At 70.4% G+C, this 17,057-nt stretch carries 14 protein-coding genes; 8 read left to right on the top strand and 6 right to left on the bottom strand.

All coding sequences use genetic code 11. The annotated features are described in order from the left end of the window. The 3 genes from ACIOHP_RS40590 to ACIOHP_RS40600 form a co-directional block, all read left to right on the top strand. On the top strand, positions 1 to 665 hold a 665-nt coding region (locus ACIOHP_RS40590), incomplete at its 5' end, for a cbb3-type cytochrome c oxidase subunit I (protein ID WP_401895332.1). Beyond that, positions 662 to 991 carry a hypothetical protein gene (locus tag ACIOHP_RS40595; protein ID WP_401895334.1) on the top strand — a complete coding sequence of 110 codons (330 nt, stop codon included), beginning with the start codon at positions 662 to 664 and terminating at the stop codon, positions 989 to 991. The genes ACIOHP_RS40590 and ACIOHP_RS40595, both read left to right, overlap by 4 nt. Positions 992 to 1,024: 33 nt before the next feature. Then, a complete protein-coding gene (locus ACIOHP_RS40600; RefSeq protein WP_401895336.1) occupies positions 1,025 to 1,483 on the top strand; it encodes a MarR family transcriptional regulator in 459 nt (152 codons plus the stop codon). 75 nt (positions 1,484 to 1,558) lie between these two features. Here the strand turns inward: ACIOHP_RS40600 and ACIOHP_RS40605 are convergent, their stop codons facing one another. Next, positions 1,559 to 3,511 (bottom strand): ricin-type beta-trefoil lectin domain protein, encoded by a 1,953-nt coding sequence (locus ACIOHP_RS40605; RefSeq protein ID WP_401895338.1) that lies wholly within the window; start codon positions 3,509 to 3,511, stop codon positions 1,559 to 1,561. Between the two features lie 212 nt (positions 3,512 to 3,723). Here ACIOHP_RS40605 and ACIOHP_RS40610 point away from each other — a divergent pair, with 212 nt between their 5' ends. Next, positions 3,724 to 4,953, top strand: coding sequence for a glycosyltransferase (locus tag ACIOHP_RS40610; protein WP_401895610.1), 1,230 nt, complete (start codon positions 3,724 to 3,726; stop codon positions 4,951 to 4,953). 111 nt (positions 4,954 to 5,064) lie between these two features. Here the strand turns inward: ACIOHP_RS40610 and ACIOHP_RS40615 are convergent, their stop codons facing one another. Next, entirely contained in the window at positions 5,065 to 5,712 is a 648-nt protein-coding gene (locus tag ACIOHP_RS40615; protein ID WP_401895340.1) for a TetR/AcrR family transcriptional regulator, read from the bottom strand. Between the two features lie 178 nt (positions 5,713 to 5,890). Here ACIOHP_RS40615 and ACIOHP_RS40620 point away from each other — a divergent pair, with 178 nt between their 5' ends. Beyond that, positions 5,891 to 7,135: a YncE family protein gene (locus ACIOHP_RS40620; RefSeq protein WP_401895343.1), complete on the top strand. Its 1,245-nt coding sequence runs from the start codon at positions 5,891 to 5,893 to the stop codon at positions 7,133 to 7,135. 3 nt (positions 7,136 to 7,138) lie between these two features. Here the strand turns inward: ACIOHP_RS40620 and ACIOHP_RS40625 are convergent, their stop codons facing one another. The 4 genes from ACIOHP_RS40625 to ACIOHP_RS40640 all read right to left on the bottom strand — a co-directional run bounded on the left by ACIOHP_RS40625 (position 7,139) and on the right by ACIOHP_RS40640 (position 13,106). After that, positions 7,139 to 8,347 carry a glycosyltransferase gene (locus ACIOHP_RS40625; RefSeq protein ID WP_401895345.1) on the bottom strand — a complete coding sequence of 403 codons (1,209 nt, stop codon included), beginning with the start codon at positions 8,345 to 8,347 and terminating at the stop codon, positions 7,139 to 7,141. Further along, entirely contained in the window at positions 8,344 to 9,132 is a 789-nt protein-coding gene (locus ACIOHP_RS40630) for a MerR family transcriptional regulator (RefSeq protein ID WP_401895347.1), read from the bottom strand. Before ACIOHP_RS40630 ends, ACIOHP_RS40625 begins: the two co-directional genes overlap by 4 nt. A gap of 51 nt (positions 9,133 to 9,183) precedes the next feature. Next, positions 9,184 to 11,034: an endoglycosylceramidase gene (locus ACIOHP_RS40635; RefSeq protein ID WP_401895348.1), complete on the bottom strand. Its 1,851-nt coding sequence runs from the start codon at positions 11,032 to 11,034 to the stop codon at positions 9,184 to 9,186. Positions 11,035 to 11,126: 92 nt separating this feature from the next. Beyond that, positions 11,127 to 13,106: a GTP-binding protein gene (locus ACIOHP_RS40640; protein WP_401895350.1), complete on the bottom strand. Its 1,980-nt coding sequence runs from the start codon at positions 13,104 to 13,106 to the stop codon at positions 11,127 to 11,129. Between the two features lie 269 nt (positions 13,107 to 13,375). On the opposite strand from ACIOHP_RS40640, the gene ACIOHP_RS40645 reads away from it, so the two are divergent. Genes ACIOHP_RS40645 through ACIOHP_RS40655 form a run of 3 tightly spaced genes read left to right on the top strand, consistent with a single transcriptional unit; the run spans position 13,376 to position 17,054 of the window. Next, positions 13,376 to 13,846 carry a (2Fe-2S)-binding protein gene (locus ACIOHP_RS40645; RefSeq protein WP_401895353.1) on the top strand — a complete coding sequence of 157 codons (471 nt, stop codon included), beginning with the start codon at positions 13,376 to 13,378 and terminating at the stop codon, positions 13,844 to 13,846. Continuing rightward, positions 13,843 to 16,203: a xanthine dehydrogenase family protein molybdopterin-binding subunit gene (locus ACIOHP_RS40650; protein ID WP_401895355.1), complete on the top strand. Its 2,361-nt coding sequence runs from the start codon at positions 13,843 to 13,845 to the stop codon at positions 16,201 to 16,203. The genes ACIOHP_RS40645 and ACIOHP_RS40650 overlap by 4 nt, the downstream gene beginning before the upstream one ends. Continuing rightward, positions 16,200 to 17,054 (top strand): FAD binding domain-containing protein, encoded by an 855-nt coding sequence (locus ACIOHP_RS40655; RefSeq protein WP_401895358.1) that lies wholly within the window; start codon positions 16,200 to 16,202, stop codon positions 17,052 to 17,054. Before ACIOHP_RS40650 ends, ACIOHP_RS40655 begins: the two co-directional genes overlap by 4 nt. Positions 17,055 to 17,057 lie beyond the last annotated feature (3 nt).

Genomic DNA, 17,057 nt, shown 5'->3' on the forward strand with positions numbered 1-17,057 from the left:
GCGTGAAGTTCTTCAACTGGATCGGAACGATGTGGAAGGGCTCACTGTCCTTCGAGACACCGATGCTCTGGGCCACCGGCTTCCTGATCACCTTCGTCTTCGGTGGTCTGACCGGCGTGATGCTCGCCTCGCCACCGATCGACTTCGCGGTCTCCGACTCCTATTTCGTGGTGGCGCACTTCCACTACGTGGTGTTCGGCACCGTCGTCTTCGCGATGTTCTCCGGCTTCCACTTCTGGTGGCCCAAGTTCACCGGCAGGATGCTCGACGAGCGCCTCGGCAAGATCACCTTCTGGACGCTGTTCATCGGCTTCCACGGCACCTTCCTGGTCCAGCACTGGCTGGGCGTGAACGGTATGCAGCGCCGGATTCCGGACTATCTCGCGGTGGAGGGACTCACCCCCCTCAACACCCTGTCGAGCATCTTCTCGTTGGTGCTCGGCGCCTCGCTGCTCCCCTTCTTCTACAACGTGTGGAAGACCGCGAAGTACGGCAAGAAGGTCGAGAGCGACGACCCGTGGGGCTACGGCCGCTCGCTCGAGTGGGCGACGTCCTGCCCGCCCCCGCGGCACAACTTCCTCGCCCTGCCGCGGATCCGCAGCGAGTCCCCGGCGTTCGACCTGCACCACACCACCGAGCAGCAGAGGGAGTTGACCGCTCCGTGAGCAAGTTCCTGGCCGACGTCGAGGGCCATCTGCTGCTCGCCGCCACCCGCGAGGAGGGCCGCACGGCCGCCCAGCGCTTCACCGCACCCCTGCCCTGGCTCACGGACACCCAACGGGCCGAGGTGGAGCGGCGGTTCGAGGCGGAGTACCTCGCCCTCGCCCGCGACTCCTGGCAGCACACCGCGGTGCGCGCCGGAAGGCTCCGGGACGAGTACGAGGCGAAGTACCGCGAGCTGCGGCGCAGAGTGCTGGCGAGTGGACTGCTGGGCTGTGCCGGGCTCTTCGGTGTCCTGGTGGTGTGTCTCGTACCGCAGCTTCGGCCTTGACCTCGAGCAAAGTCGAGGTTCTACGGTCGCCATATGGCGATCAAGGAGTACTCGCAGGAGGAACTGGCCGCTCAGCCGATCGGGGCGTGGAGCGGTGAGGTGTACCGCCGGGTGGTGGGAGGAATCCGCGCGCAGCTGGCTGTGGAGAACCTGACGCAGCCCCACTGGTGGACGCTCAATCACGCCGCCGGGGATCCCGGACGGTGGACCCGCGCGGCGCTCGTCGAGCGGCTGACTCCGTACGACGACCAGGGCATCGACTTCGACGGCGTCTTCGACGACCTGGTCGCCCGCGGCTGGCTCAGGGAGGAGCCGGACGGCATGCGGCTGACCGAGGCGGGTGAGGCGGGGCGCGTCCGTGCCCGGGAGCGCAACCTGCGGGTCCACGAGCGGACGCATGACGGGATCGACCCGGCCGACTACGCCGTGACGGTCGATGTCCTGCGCCGGATGGTCGCGAACCTCGGCGGCGAGGGGAACCTCCCCGACTGACCGGGTCGCGCCTGCGGGTGGTGGAGGGCGAGGCCGTGCCGGACACAGCCTCGCCCGTGCGGGGGTTCGCCTCCGCTAGTTCAGCGTCCACTTCTGGTTGTCACCGGTGCCGCAGGACCACAGCACCAGCTGGCTGCCGTTGGCCGTCTGGTTGTTGTAGGCGTCCAGGCAGAGTCCGGAGTGGACATTGGTGAGGGTGCCGTCGGTGTTGACGTTCCACTTCTGGTTGTTCTGGCCGTTGCAGTCCCAGATCACGGCCTTGGTGCCGTTGGCCGTGCCTTGGTTGTAGGCGTCCAGGCACTTGTTGCCGTACACCACGAGTTCCTTGCGGGAGGTGTACGTCCAGGCCTGGTTCTGGCCGCCGTTGCAGTCCCAGAGCTGGGCCTGGGTGCCGTTGGTGAGGGTGTTGTCGTTGATGTCGACGCAGCGGCCCGACTGGGTGCCGACGACCAGGCTGCCGTTGGCGCCGGGCAGCGGCCTGACCGTGATGTCGGCAAGGGTCGGGGCGCCGGTGAAGGTCAGCGTGTTCGAGGAGCCCTTGGACAGGGCGACCTGGACGCTGATCGTGCCCTGGCTCGAACCGGTCGGCGGGAAGGAGATCGCCGTCGGGCCCTGGCCGTTGACCTTGAGGGTGGCCTTGCGGGCGGCCGAGGTGTTGTTGGTGTAGGCGACGTCGACGGTCTTCAGGCCGGTGCTCCCGGCGACCACGCCGGAGAAGCTCGACGTGCCGGTGTAGGTGCTGCTCGCGGCCTCGGTGCCGCCCTTGACCGTGAGCATCACGGAGCCGCCCGCCGGGACGCCGGTGGTGTAGCTCGTGCCGTACGAGCCGATGTTCTGCTGCGTCCACAGGTCACGGACGGTCGCGTTGGCGTTGGTCAGGCCGAGGTCGGACCAGCGGACGGTGATGTTCTGGGCGGTGGAGGTGCGGTTGAGCAGGACGACCGCGCGGTTGCCGGCGCCGGACAGGACCTTGCCGTACACCTGCAGTCCGCTGGTGTCCTCGGCGACCTTGACGCCCTGGAGGCCGCGCGCGTCCTGGTCGACGGCGATGACCTCGGGGTTCTTGAGGATGTTCGCGGTCTCGGTGGTCATGGTGGCGAGGTTGTTGCCGGCGAGGAGCGGGGCGCCGGAGATCGCCCACAGGTTCATGTGGGTGCGGTTCTGGGCGGCGGTGAAGCCGTCCATGCCGACCATCAGCATGTCGGGGTCGTTGTAGTAGCCGGTGTGCTGGGCCGTGGGGTGCAGGTTCCGGTCGTAGTTGGTCAGCAGGTTGGTCATGGACGGCTTGTTGCCGTACAGGATGATGTCGTCGTTGGTCCGCCACATCGCGCCCTGGCCCGGGGCCCAGTTCCACGGGTTCTGCCGGCCCCAGTTGCACAGCGACAGGGTCATCGGGCGGCCGGTCGTGGCCGTGGCCTTCGTGATCGCGTCGCTGATGGCCTGGTACGTCGTCTTCGCGTCGAGGCCCTCGGCGTCGCCGCCGCACCAGTCGACCTTCACGAAGTCGAAGCCCCACTGCGAGAACTGGAGCATGTCCTGCTCGTAGTGGCCCTCGCTGCCGGAGCCGGGCGCGGCGGGGCGGCCGGTCGGGTAGTAGTAGCCGCAGCCGTCCTTGCCGGCGTCGGTGTAGATGCCGGCCTTGAGGCCCTTGCTGTGGATGTAGTCGGCGATGGCCTTCATGCCACCGGGCCACTCCGCCTCGTCGATGGTGATGTTGCCGGCGCTGTCACGGGTGCCCTGCCACCAGCCCTCGTCGATGTTGATGTACTGGTAGCCCGCCGCCGGCAGACCCGAGGCGACGAACGCGTCGACCTGCTGCTTGATCACGTTGTAGTCGATCTTCGCGGCGAAGCTGTTCCAGGAGGCCCAGCCCATCGGGGCGGCGGGCACGGATATCTGACGGCTGGTCGCCGCCCGCGCCTGGTCCGGCTGCGCGAAGAGCAGGGCGGCGGTGGCGGTCAGGGCGAGGACGAGGGCGCGTACGGCGGCTGCTCTGAGGCGGCGTGCGGAACGCGGTGGGGGGTACATGCGGCTCGGCTCCTTCGTGCGGGGAAACACTCAAGGGTGACGACGATATTTCGAACGAGGATCGACAATTCGAACGTGTCGCGCGCCGAAAGTAGAGCCACGGGAGGGGGAAGTCAACGGATGCGACAGGCGTGAAGTAGCCGGTCCCCTTGGGTCGTTCACCCCCCGCCGCAAGCCGCCGCGCCATACTGGCCGTTGTGCGCGTAGCGATCATGACGGCGGGATCCCGGGGCGACGTCGCCCCGTTCACCGGACTGGGGCACGGCCTCGTGCGGGCCGGACACGAGGTCACCCTGGTCACGCACGGCTCCTTCGAGCCGTTGGTGGCGGGGTCCGGGGTCGGATTCCATGCCCTGCCGCTCGATCCCCGGGCGGAGCTGGAGTCCTCACGCGGGCGGGCGCTGCACGACAGTGCGACGGGCACCGGGAAGCTGCTCCGGGTGGTGCGCATGGCGCGGACCCTGGCCCAGGAGGTGGCCGACGACGTGCTGGCGGCCGCGCGGGGCAGCGACGTGCTGCTGCTGTCCGGCTCGCTCGCACCGCTGGGGCACACCGTCGCCGAGGGTCTGTCGCTGCCCAGCATGGGCGTCTACCTCCAACCCGTCGCCCCCACCCGCGAGTTCGGCCCGCCCCTGCTCGGCGGCCGCTCCTGGGGAGCCGCCGGCAACCGGCTCGCCGGACACGGCGTGGGCCTGGCCGTGGAGCAGGTCTTCGCCGCGACCGTCCCGGCGGTGCGCGGACGGCTGGGGATGCCCCGCGTCCGCAGCACGGCGGCACTGCGGGCCCGGGAGCGGCAGGCGTGGCCGGTGCACCACGGCTTCAGCCCGCTGGTGGTGGCCCGGCCGCGGGACTGGCGGGCGGGGCTGGACGTGACCGGCTACTGGTGGCCGTACGACGTGAAGAGCGAACTTCCGCCCGAGGTGCGGGACTTCCTCGACGCGGGCGAACCTCCGGTGTTCGTGGGTCTGGGCAGTGCGACGGTCCCGGACCCCGGGCGGCTCAGCGCCGACATCGTGCGCGCGCTGCGCCGGGCCGGGCTGCGCGGGGTGATCCAGCAGGGCTGGGGCGGGCTCGCGGCCGACGGCGACGACATGCTGACCGTCGGCGAGGTCGCCCACTCGGCACTCTTCCCGCACATGGCGGCGGTCGTCCATCACGCGGGCGCGGGCACGACCGCCGCGGGGCTGCGGGCCGGGGTACCCGCCGTACCGGTGCCGGTCCAGTTCGACGCCGGTTTCTGGTCGGCCCGGCTGGTCGCGCTGGGCGTGGCACCGCGTGCGGTACCGCTGCGGGGGCTGAACACGGACACGCTGGCCTCGGCGCTGACGCGGGTCACCCGCGATCCCGGCTACCGGGAGCGGGCGCGGGCGCTGGGGGCGCGGATTCGCGAGGAGGACGGGGTCGGGCCGGTGGTGGAGGCGGTCAACAGGCTGACGCGCTGAACAGCGCCCCCGAGGAGGCGCGGGGCTGCATCCATGTGCGGCTCCGCCGCGCGGGCGCGACCAGCCCCCGCGGGCCCGCGGATGCACCACCCGACCGGCCGCAGAGCGGATTCACCACTCGACCGGCCGCAGGATCGCCAACAACTGCCGCACCAGCTCCTCCACCACCTCGTCCAACGTCGCCTCCACCCATCCGGCACTCCAGTCGTGGAGCAGCCCGTTGACCGCGCCGATGAACGCCGCGGCCGGAATCCGATAGTCCCGCGGCACCGCCTCGCCCCGCGCGACGGCCGCGTTCGCCTCGGCACACAGCAGGTCGATCCACCCGGCGCGGCGGGCGAGGCGCTGTTCCTCCAGACGCGGGCTGACGCCGATGATCTCGACGAAGGTGATGCGGACACGGCGAGGATCGCCGGTGACGTTCGCGGCGTACGCACGGAAGATGGCCGCCACCCGTTCGGCGAGCGGCAGCGACTCCGCGTCGGCCACCGCCGTCAGGACCGCCTCTTCGGCCCAGCCGTTGACCTGGAGGTGGAGGGCGGCGAGGACATCCTCGAGGGTGCGGAACTCCTCGTAGAACTGCCGGGTCGACAGGCCCGCGGCCTCGCTGAGCGCGGCGACCGTGGTGTTGCGGTAGCCGGGGGTGTCGCCGAACAGTTGCAGGGCCGCGTCCAGGAAACGCCCGCGCCGCAGTGCCTGCCGTTCTTCGGCCGTCTTGCCGCCGTAGCGGCCGGTCGGCGCCTTGAGCCTGCCCGCCACGGTCACCTCCGTTGATCGTCCTTCGACGCGCCAATTTTTATCGTGTCCGCGGTCTTGTGGACAGGGCGCCCCTTCCTTACTTTTCAGTAAGTTGATTCTGAAAGCGTCTGTGTTCAGATTCACGAGCTTCGCCTTGGCATGTCCTACTCATGAACCCCACTCAGAGGAGAGAGCCGTCATGCCCGCTTTCAGAGCCAGGCACCTGGGCGCTCTGGCCGCCGCCGTCGCCCTGACCGTCACCGCCCCGGCGACCGCCGCCACCGCCGCGGACGCCGCCGCCCTGCGCGAGGTGCTGTTCGTCGGCAACAACTGGGACGGCACCGCCGACGTCCTCAGGTCCACGGGCGATCTCGCGAAGATCGGCCGGATCAACGTCATCCCCGACAAGGACGCGCGGATGGCGGAGATCAACGCCGATCCGATCAAGTGGATCTACTTCATGGCGATCCGCAACGGTGTCGGCGAGGGCCACGACCAGTTCGTCGACGACATGTACACCACACCGGACGGCGCGTCGGTCGTCGTCTCCCGGCCGAGCTTCGCCGACGTGGTGTCGATCAACCTGTCCACCGGGGCCATCAACTGGCGGTTCCCCGTGTCGGGTTACCGCTCGGACCACATGGCGGTCTCCCCCGACGGCACCCGGGTGGCGGTGTCCGCCTCGACCTCGAACACCGTGCACGTGCTCGACATCAACTCCGGCAAGCAGCTCGGCAAGTTCACCACCGGCGACAAGCCGCACGAGAACATCTTCACCAAGGACGGCAAGTACATCTACAACATGGCGATCGGTGACGTGAACACCAGCACCGACGCCGCGTGGCTGGACTGGACGAAGGGCGACCGGCGCATCACGGTCGTCGACGCCACGACGTACCAGCAGGTCAAGGTCATCGACATGCGGCCGAAGCTGGACGCGATCGGTCTCACGGACTACTCCGACGCGGTCCGCCCGGCCGTGTTCTCCCCGGACGAGTCCAAGCTGTACTTCCAGGTGTCGTTCTTCAACGGCTTCTTCGAGTACGACCTCGCCACCGACAAGATCACCCGGACCAAGACCCTCCCGAAGAACCCGGCGACCAGCGACGACCGCACCACGTTCGTCAACGACTCCCGCCACCACGGCATGTCGATGAGCCCCGACGGCACCAAGCTGTGCATCGCCGGGACCATGGACGACTACGCGACCGTCGTCAACCGCACGACACTCCAGGAGGGCCCGCTCGTCACCGCCTCCAAGCCCTACTGGGCCACGGTCAGCGGCGACGGCAAGCTCTGCGTGGTCTCCGAGAGCGGCACCGACCAGGTCACGGCCATCGACTTCGCCACCGGCCGCAAGACGGTGTCCGTCCCGGTCGGCGACCACCCCCAGCGCGTCCGCCTGGGCCATGTCGCGCCGAACTGGACGAGCCCGGCCTCCTGAGACTCAGCCCGCCGCCCGTTCCACGGCCTTGACCGCCGCGCCCGCCCCGTCCTCGGCGGCCATGGCCTGCGCGGCGGTCGCGGCCGCACAGCTGTAGGACTGCTGCCGTACGACACGGCCGAGCGCGTCGGCGAGTGCCTCGGCCGTGAGCGACCTGAACGGGACCGGGTCGCCGGCGGCCCCGAGTGCGGCCAGCCGTCCCGCCCAGAACGGCTGGTCCGCCGTCACCGGCACGGGCACCGCGGGCACCCCGGCGCGCAGTCCGGCCGCCGAGGTGCCCGCTCCGCCGTGGTGGACCACGGCGGCGACCCGCGGGAACAGCAGCGCGTGCGGCACGTCCCCGACGGTCAGGACGTCGTCACCGTCGGCCGCGAGTCCGGCGGCGCCGGTCTGGAGGATCCCGCGCATCCCTGCCCGCCGCAGGGCCCGTACCGCGATGTCGCCGAGCCGCTCCCCCTGCCCGGCCGCCATGCTGCCGAACCCGATGAACACCGGCCGCGCTCCGGCCGCGAGGAAGTCCTCCAGTTCCGCGGTCAGCCGCCGCGCCTCGTCGACGTACGGCCACCAGGTGCCCACGACCTCCAGCCCCGGCCGCCAGTCGGTGGGGCGCGGCACGAGAGCCGTGCTGAAGCCGTGCAGGACGGGCCAGTCCGCCTGCTCCTGTCGGCGGCGCATCGCCTGCGGCGTAAGCGAGGGCAGGCCGAGGCTCCGGCGGAGGTCCGCGACCGCCCCCGCGTAGAGACGGTCGGCCATGCGCAGCGCGAAGCGCCCGGCCGTACGGTTGCCGGGGCGGCCCAGTGAGCGGGCCGCGGTGACCACGGGCGGGAAGTCGCCGGTCGGGGCGGCGGGCACGAGGTACGCGCCGATCGCCGGGGTGCCGGTGGCCTCGGACAGATGCCAGCCGAGGGGAGCCGTGGTCGTCGACAGCAGGAGCAGATCCGTCCCCCGGTCCATCGCCGCGGCGAATCCCTGGCCGAGCTCGGTGACGAACTCGGCTGCGGTGCGCATCAGTTCACGCTTGGTCGCCGCTCCACCGCTCTCCCCACGGCCGGGAAGACCACGGAATTCCAGCCCCGCCTCCCGCACCAGAGGCGCGAAGGCGTCCGGGGCGGCGAGGGCGACCTCGTGCCCGGCCCTCAGGAGCGCGTTGCCGAGTCCCGTGTACGGCGCCACGTCGCCGCGCGATCCGGCCGCGGCGATCAGGATCCTCATCTCTCTTCCTCCGGGGAGTCGTTGCGGGCCGCGTTGGCGTGCACGGCCTTGCCCAAGTAGGCGGCGAGACCGGGCCGTTGCTGCGACGGCGGGACGACGAGGGCGAAGGCGCGCGGATCGGCCACGAAGTCGTCCGCGAGCCGCCGGTGCATGGCGGGCGGACACTCGGTGAACCAGCGGGTGATGTGCCGACGGTGCTCCTCGGCAAGGTCCATGGCCGCCCCGCCGTCGCTCGGCTCCCCCGCGTCGAAGACCGCGAGCAGCCGTGCGCGCCACTCCCCGGCCTCCGCCATGAGCCGCCGCCAGTCCTCCTTGGTGTGGGCGGCCGCCCGTGCCATCGACTCGCGCTGCCCCTGCGAGTCGCCCCACTTCAGCTGCCGTTCGGTGGCGTAGCTGAGGTCGAAGCCGATCTCGCCGAAGACCTCGAAGCGTTCCTGCGGGGTGAGGGTCACGCCGGTCCGCTGGACCTCGATGGCCCGCTCGGCGACCTCGGAGAGCCGCTGGAGCCGCGCGATCTCCTCGCTCAACCGCCGTTGCCGGTCCCGAAGATGATCCAGGGCGTTGGCCTGCGGGTCTTCGAGGATGGCAGCGATCTCGTCGAGGGAGAAGCCGAGTTCGCGGTAGAAGAGGATCTGCTGGAGCCGGGCCAGGTCCGTCTCGTCGTAGAGGCGGTACCCGGCCCGGCTGCGGGTGCTGGGCGTGAGCAGGCCGGTCCGGTCGTAGTGATGGAGCGTGCGCACCGTCACCGCGGCCCAGGACGCGACCTGCTTCACGGAGTAGCTCATTCACCTGCCCTTTCGTCAGGGTCCAGCCTCAACCCTGACGTAAGGAGAGGGTCAAGCGAACTTCGACGCCATCCAGGCCGCCAGCTCGGACTTGGCCGCGTTCAGCACGGTGACGGAGGGCGAGGTGGCCCCGTTGGTGACCAGCGCGTAGTGCAGGGTGCCGCTGTCGGTGTCGGTGAGCAGGAGACGGCGGCTTCCGGTGCCGCCCGGTTCGGCGGTCGTGCCTACCGGGGTGGTCGAGGTGTACGCCGGCGGGGCGTACACCGTGCCGAGGTCGGAGACCACGGTGGTGGAGGCGTTCGGGAAGGACGCCGGAAGGTGCAGTTCGGTCGGTGCCGAGCCGCTGCCCGAGCGCCACACCAGCAGGGAGTACTGGCCGGAGCCGACCAGCGAGGACACGTTCGGCAGGCTGCTCGGCACCGGGTTCCAGGTCAGGGTCGTGGAACCGTCGCGGGAGCGGTCCTCGTAGGTGAAGGCGAGGGCGCTGCCCGACGTGGCGCTCGGGTAGACGCGATCGAGGAGCCGGGCGTCCTGCCGCAGCACCGCCTTGCCGGAGTCGTCGAGGCGTACGGCGGACAGGTCCTCGTCGTTCCAGGCGTCCCCGGTGGTGAGCTCCTTGTCGGGGTTGCCGTTCATGAGCTCGCTGTGGCGGCCGTTGTAGATGTCCCACTGCCACTGCGAGCCGGACAGCACCGGACCCGAAGTGGCGGGCGTGGTCCACCAGTTGGCGCCCTTCACCCGGGAGTCCAGGGCCTGGTACATCGCCTTGAGGACGGTCGGGGCCTTGCCGGCGGTGGAGCCGTTCAGGGGGTGGCCGAACTCGCTCACGATGGCCGTGGTGCCGAGCGCGGAGGCCCGGTCGCGGACCGTGGCGAAGTCGCTCACGTACTGGCCGTCCGAGGCGTTGCCCCACATGAGGACGCCGGAGATGGCCTTCTGGTCGTAGAAGTGGGTGTTGAAGACGTACCGGGAGCCGATGGCGCCCGCGTCGAGCAGGCCGCCCTCCTCCTTGCTGACGTTGCCGTTCCAGAAGAGGTTCGGCTCGACGAAGGCGGGCTTGTCCGTCCAGCCGGCCGCGTCCATCCGGGCCCGGAACTTCACGTAGAAGGGCCACAGCAGGTCGCGTTCCCAGGTGCGGCTGGCCTGGCCGGAGTCGTAGGTGCCGGCGTAGGGCTCGTTGTAGGGGTCGAAGCCGAGGACGCCCGTGAACTGCTCCGCGGACAGGTTCTGCTTGATGTAGGCCATGGTCTTCTGGGCCGTGGTGAGGAAGGAGTCCTGAAGGCCGTGGGCGTTGTGCCAGAAGTCGTACTGGGCGGCCTTCACGGCGCCGTTCTGGGTGATGTTCTGGCCCCAGAGGAAGCAGATCCCGCAGGACTCGTCCGGGTAGTTGCCGAGGTCCACCGCCCATTGCGGGGCGCCGTCGCCCGTGTACCAGCTGTCCGAGTCGAAGAGGTAGCGGGAGTAGAGGTCCTGGTGGAAGTCGGGGTAGACGCGGATGCCCGCGTCCAGGAAGGCGCCCATCTGTGCGGTGGCGGCGGCCAGGTAGGCCGTGTCCAGCTGGCCCCGCACCGGCTCGGCGTAGGCCCAGGAGAGCAGGAAACGGACCGAGTTGCCGCCGCCGAGGGCTCTCAGCGCGGTCGCCGACTTCTTGGCGTCGGCCACCGAGGCGAAGGGCAGACCGTGGTTCTCGTCGAGCTTGGTCTCGCCGGAGACGTTGTAGCCGCGGAGAACCACCTCGCGGCCTTGGCCGTCGACGAAGCGGCCGTTCGACACGGTGAGCGCCGTGCCGTCGAACCAGAGGGAATGAGGGACGGCGGCGGTGGCGGGCCCGGCGCCCGCCACCGTCAGGGATCCGAAGAGGACGACCAGAACCGCCAGCAAACGCAACCGGATATTCGGCATGTTCACTACAGTCGGGCGGTTTCCGGACACCGTCAACACTTCTGACTCATGAGTAAGTCTCAGGTTTTTTTACACGTTCTTTCTCAGCCAGCTCAGTTCCCCACTCTGCGCGTCACGTTCAACAGGTACTCCTTGCGGTTCAGCGGGTTGTGATCGGTGCGCGGACGGCTGGGCACATCACCGCGCACGACGGGCGCGTAATGGTCGAACCCGCTCTCCAACTCGCCCTCTCCCCGCGTGAGTCCGGGCAGCCGCTGCTCCAGCGCGTGCACGCGGGCCGCCGGCACCGCACCCTCCAGGACGCAGCTCCCCCCGCGTGTCTCGGTGGTCTGCGGCACGGCCTGGAACGCGGCCAGCACCGGCAGCAGGGCCCCGAGGGTGTCGGCCGGGGCCTCGATCCGGAAGCGGTGCATCGGCTCGTACACCTGGCTCCCGGCCCTGCGCAGCGCCTCGGTCAGCACCAGCGGTGTCAGGCCCCGGAAATCGGCTCCGGTGGTGGACATGCTCTTGTCGAAGCCCTGGTGGGCGTGGCTCTGGCGGGGCCAGTAGCCGGAGTGGGTCATCGTGACCGCGCAGTCGGTGACCTGCCAGCCGTTGAGGCCCTGGCCGAGGGTCTCGCGGACGGTGTCCTCGACGGCCTTGAAGAAGGCGTACGGCATGGCACCCAGCTCCACCTCCAGCCGGAAGGCGACGCCGGTTCCGGGCGGGGCGGGGTCGACGCGCAGGCCGACGGTCGCGAGGAACGGGTTGGCGTCCTTCTTGATGAACTCGGCGGCGGCCCCCGTCCCCGCGGGCCTCTCGATGCAGAGCGGCGTGGTCTCCCGGAAGCCGACGGCGAGCCCGAACTCCTCCGCCAGAGTGGCTTGAATGACCTCCTTCTGGACCTCCCCGTACAGGGAGACGGAGGTCTCCTGGCGTACCTCGTCGTGGCGCAGTCCGATCAACGGGTCCTGTTCGGCGAGTTGACCGAGCGCGAGGTGCAGCGCCCTGCGGTCCGTGTCCGGGCCCGGTACGACCACGGTCTCCAGGGTCGGCGGGGCGAAGAAGTGCCCGTGCGCCTTGCGGGGTTCGCCGATCGCGTCGCCGATCCGCACGTCGGCCAGACCCCAGACTCTCGCGATCCGCCCCGCCGCTACGGCGTCCTCACGGATGTCCGTGCCGTGGTCGAAGACGCTCACCGCGGTGACCCGGCCCTCGTCGCGGGCGTCGCCGGTCCGGGTGTCGCCGAAGGGGACCCGGTCGCGGGTGCGCAGCGTTCCGGAGAACATCCGCGCGTAGGCGACCTTCTCCCCCGCCGGGCCCCGCTCGACCTTGAAGACGGTGCCGGAGACCGGGCCGTCGGGGTCACTGTCGGCGCGGGGCAGCAACTCCTTGATCCCCGCGATGAGTTCGGGGACGCCCGCACCGGTGGCCGCGGAGCCGAAGAACACCGGGTGGACGAGGGCCTCGCGGGTCCGGGCGACGAGTGCCGCGCGCACCCGGTCCTCGGAGAGGGTCCCCTCGACATAGGCGGCGAGCAGCTCGTCGTCGTGGTCCGCGAGGACGTCGACGGGAACGCGGCCCGGGGCGAACGCGGCCTTGCGGGTGCCGAGCCCGAGGGCCCGCCCCATGGGTACGACCGCGGGCGTGAGCCGCTTGGAGAGCGCGCGCAGGACACCGTCGCACCGCGCACCGCGACGGTCGATCTTGTTGACGAAGATCAGCGTGGGGATGCTCAGCCGCTGGAGGGTGCGCATCAGGACGCGGGTCTGCGCCTGGACGCCCTCGACGGCCGAGACCACCAGCACGGCGCCGTCGAGGACGCCGAGCACCCGTTCCACCTCGGCGATGAAGTCCGGGTGGCCGGGGGTGTCGATGAGATTGACGGTGACGTCGTCGACCGCGAACGAGACGACGGCGGACTTGATGGTGATGCCGCGCCGGCGCTCCAGCGCGAGCGAGTCGGTCCGAGTGCTGCCGGCGTCGACGCTGCCGATCTCGTCGATGACTCCGACGGAGTGCAGCAGCCGCTCGGTGAGGCTGGTCTTACCGGCGTCTACGTGGGCGAGGATCCCGAGGTTGAGCAAGTGCACGAAGCGTCATGTCCTTCGAAGAGGGGGGTCATTCCTTCTTGGGTGGACATGCGTGCTCCTCGCATTACCGCGCTCCTCCATTGATCGCCTACCGGTCCCTCGCAGTGCAGCAGATCCGCGCACCGGGCGCCAACGAATTAACGGTCAACAAACCCGCGTCCCAGCCCTCGCCCCCTCCCCTGGCCGGTCCTAGAGTGACGCCCATCACGTCAGGTGGCCGATTTCCCCCGCCCCCTGCTATCCCCTCGCACGGTTCCCTGGGAGGGCACATGACCCGTATCTCGGTGAAGGTGGACGGCACGAACTACCAGGACGAGGTCGAACCCCGTCTCCTGCTGATCCACTACCTGCGTGACCGGCTGGGCCTGACCGGCACCCCCGTGGGCTGCGACACCTCCAACTGCGGGGCCTGCACGGTCGACCTGGACGGTGCGAGCGTCAAGAGCTGCTCGGTCCTGGCCGTCCAGGCGGACGGGAGCGAAGTGACCACCGTCCAGCGCCTGACGTCGAACGGCGAGTGGACCGGGCTCCAGCGGGCCTTCCACGAGCGGCACGCACTCCAGTGCGGCTACTGCACTCCGGGCATGCTCATGGCGGCGCGGGATCTGCTGCGGGACAACCCCCACCCCACCTCCGACGAGGTGCGCCACGCCCTGGAGGGCAACCTCTGCCGCTGCACCGGCTACCAGAACATCGTGCGCGCCGTGCTCGACGCCTCCGAACAGGAGGTACGGACATGAGCGGGACCGCAGAGCGCGAGGTCGGCCGCTCGCGCCCCCGCAAGGAGGACGCGCGCCTGCTCACCGGGCAGACCAACTGGACCGACAACATCAACGTGGGCGGACTGCTCCATCTGGCGATCCTGCGCAGCCCCATGGCCCATGCGCACATCGACCGTGTCGACGTGGCGCCCGCTCTCGAACGCCCGGGCGTCGTCGCGGCGTTCAGCGGCAGCGACCTCGCGGAGGGGATGGGATCGCTGCCCTGCGCGTGGCCGGTGACCGAGGACATCGTGCTGCCCGACCACCCGCCGATCGCCGTCGACGAGGTGCGGTACGCCGGTGACCCGGTGGCGGTCGTCGTGGCCCGCGACCGGTACGCGGCCGCCGACGCCCTCGAAGCGATCGAGGTCGACTACACGCCCCTGCCGCCGGTTTTGGACCTGGAGGCCGCGCTCACCGAGAACTCTCCCCTGGTCCACTCCGACAAGGGCACCAACCGCAGCTACCTCTGGCCGCTGAAGACCGGCGAGGACTTCGACGCCGTACGCCGGCGCGCCGAGGTCACCCTCAAGCGCCGCTATGTCCACCAGCGGCTCATCGCCAACGCCATGGAACCGCGCGGAGTCGTCGTCACCCCGCTCGCCGCCTCCGGCGAGTACACCCTCTACTCCTCCACCCAGATCCCGCACATCCTGCGGCTCATGCTCGCGGTGGTCACCGGGGTCCCCGAGCACAAGCTGCGGGTGATCGCCCCCGACGTGGGCGGCGGCTTCGGCTCCAAGCTCCAGGTGTACGGCGAGGAGGCCATCGCCCTCACGGTCGCCCGCCGCCTCGGACGCCCGGTCAAGTGGACCGAGTCCCGCTCCGAGGGCTACCTCGCGACCCACCACGGCCGCGGCATGATCCAGGACGTCGAGATCGCCGCGAACCGCGACGGCAGGCTGCTGGGCCTCAAGGCCGACCTGCTGGTCGACATGGGCGCCTACCTGATGCTGGTCACGCCGGGCATCCCGATCCTGGGCGCGTTCATGTATCCCGGGATCTACAAGATGGGTTCCTACGAACTCAACGTCACCGGCGTCTTCACCACCAAGACGCCGACCGACGCCTACCGCGGCGCCGGGCGCCCGGAGGCGACGTACGCCATCGAACGCATCATGGACGAGCTCGCGGTCGAACTCGACCTGGATCCGGTGGAGTTGCGGCGCCGGAACTGGATCGGGCACGAGGAGTTCCCGTACACGACGATCGCGGGTCTGACCTACGACAGCGGCAACTACGAGGCCGCCACCGAGAAGGCGCTCGCGCTGTTCGACTACGACAAGCTCCGCGCCGAACAGGCGGACCGCAACCGCAGGGGAGACTCCGTACGCCTCGGCATCGGGGTGTCGACCTACACCGAGATGTGCGGGCTCGCGCCGAGCCGGGTGCTGCGGGACCTGCGGTACGCGGCCGGCGGCTGGGAGGCGGCGAGCATCCGGGTGCTGCCCACCGGCAAGGTCGAGGTGGTCACCGGGACCAGTCCGCACGGCCAGGGCCATGTGACGTGCTGGAGCCAGATCGCCGCCGACGTCCTCGGTGTGCCGTTCGACGACGTCCAGGTCGTGCACGGCGACACCAGGGCGGCCCCGCAGGGCATGGACACCTACGGCTCGCGCTCCCTCGTGGTGGGCGGCACCGCCATCCACCACGCGGCGCGGAAGGTGGTGGACAAGGCCCGCAAGGTGGCCGCCCACCTGCTCGAAGCGAGCGAGCAGGACCTGGAGTTCACCGGCGGCGTCTTCTCGGTCAAGGGCTCACCCGACGCCCGCAAGACCCTCCAGGAGCTCGCCTTCGAGACGTTCTCCTCGCACGACCTGCCCGACGGCATGGAACCCACCATCAACGCCGGACACGTCACCGACCCGGACGACTTCTCCTACCCGCACGGCACCCACCTGTGCGCGGTCGAGGTCGACACCGAGACGGGACGGACCCACATCCGCTCCTACGTCTGCGTCGACGACGTCGGCAAGGTCATCAACCCGATGATCGTCGAGGGCCAGGTGCACGGCGGCCTCGCCCAGGGCATCGCACAGGCGCTGTACGAGGAGGCGGTCTACGACGACCAGGGCAACCTCGTCTCCGGCACGATGGCCGACTACCTCGTCCCGTCCGCGCCGGACCTGCCCGAGTTCGTGACGGACCGCACCGAGACGCCGTCGACCACCAACCCCCTGGGCGTCAAGGGAGTCGGCGAGGCAGGGACGATCGCGTCCACGCCCGCCGTCGTCAACGCCATCGTGGACGCGCTGCGCCCGCTGGGCGTGACGGAGGTAGGGATGCCCTGCACGCCCGAACGGGTGTGGCGAGCCATCGAGGAGGCCTCGGCATGATTCCCCCGGCATTCGACTACGCCCGTCCGGCCGACGTCGCCGAAGCGGTACGCACGCTCGCCGGGGCCGGCGAGGACGCCAAGGTACTGGCCGGCGGACAGAGCCTGCTGCCCCTGCTCAGGCTCCGCCTCGCCTTCCCCGAACTGGTCGTGGACGTCGGCCGCATCCCCGAACTCCGCGGGGTCCGCGAGGACGGCGACACCCTCGTCATCGGCGCGATGACCACCCACCACGACGTGATCCGCGACCCGCTGGTACGCCGCCACGCGGGCCTGCTCGCCGCCGCCACGGCGACCGTCGCGGATCCCGCCGTACGTCATCGGGGCACCCTCGGCGGCTCCCTGGCGCACGCCGACCCGGCCGGTGACCTGCCCGCGGTGGTCCTGGCGCTCGACGCCGAACTGGTCGCCCAGGGCCCGCGCGGACGACGGACCGTCCCCGCCCGGCAGTTCTTCGTCGACTACCTCCAATCGGCCCTGGAACCGGACGAGTTGCTCGTGGAGATACGAGTACCGAAGGCCGACGGCTGGGGCTTCCACTACGAGAAGTTCCAACGGGTCGCCCAGTCCTGGGCGACGGTCGGCGTGGCCGCTCTGGTGCGGCGCGACGACGGGCACATCGCCGCGGCCCGGGTCGGACTGACCAACATGGGCACGACCCCGCTGCGCGCCACGGCGACCGAGGAGGCCCTGACCGGCGCCGGGGACCCGGAAGCCGTGGCGCGGGCCGCGGAGTCGGCGGCGATCGGGACCCAGCCGTCGCAGGACATCTCGGCCTCGCCCGAGTACCGGGCGCATCTGGCGCGGGTGCTCACCAAGCGGGCGGTGCTCACCGCGGCCGGAATGGGGTGAGGG

The organism is Streptomyces sp. NPDC087859, from assembly GCF_044742595.1.
GTDB classification, from domain to species: Bacteria; Actinomycetota; Actinomycetes; order Streptomycetales; family Streptomycetaceae; genus Streptomyces; species Streptomyces canus_F.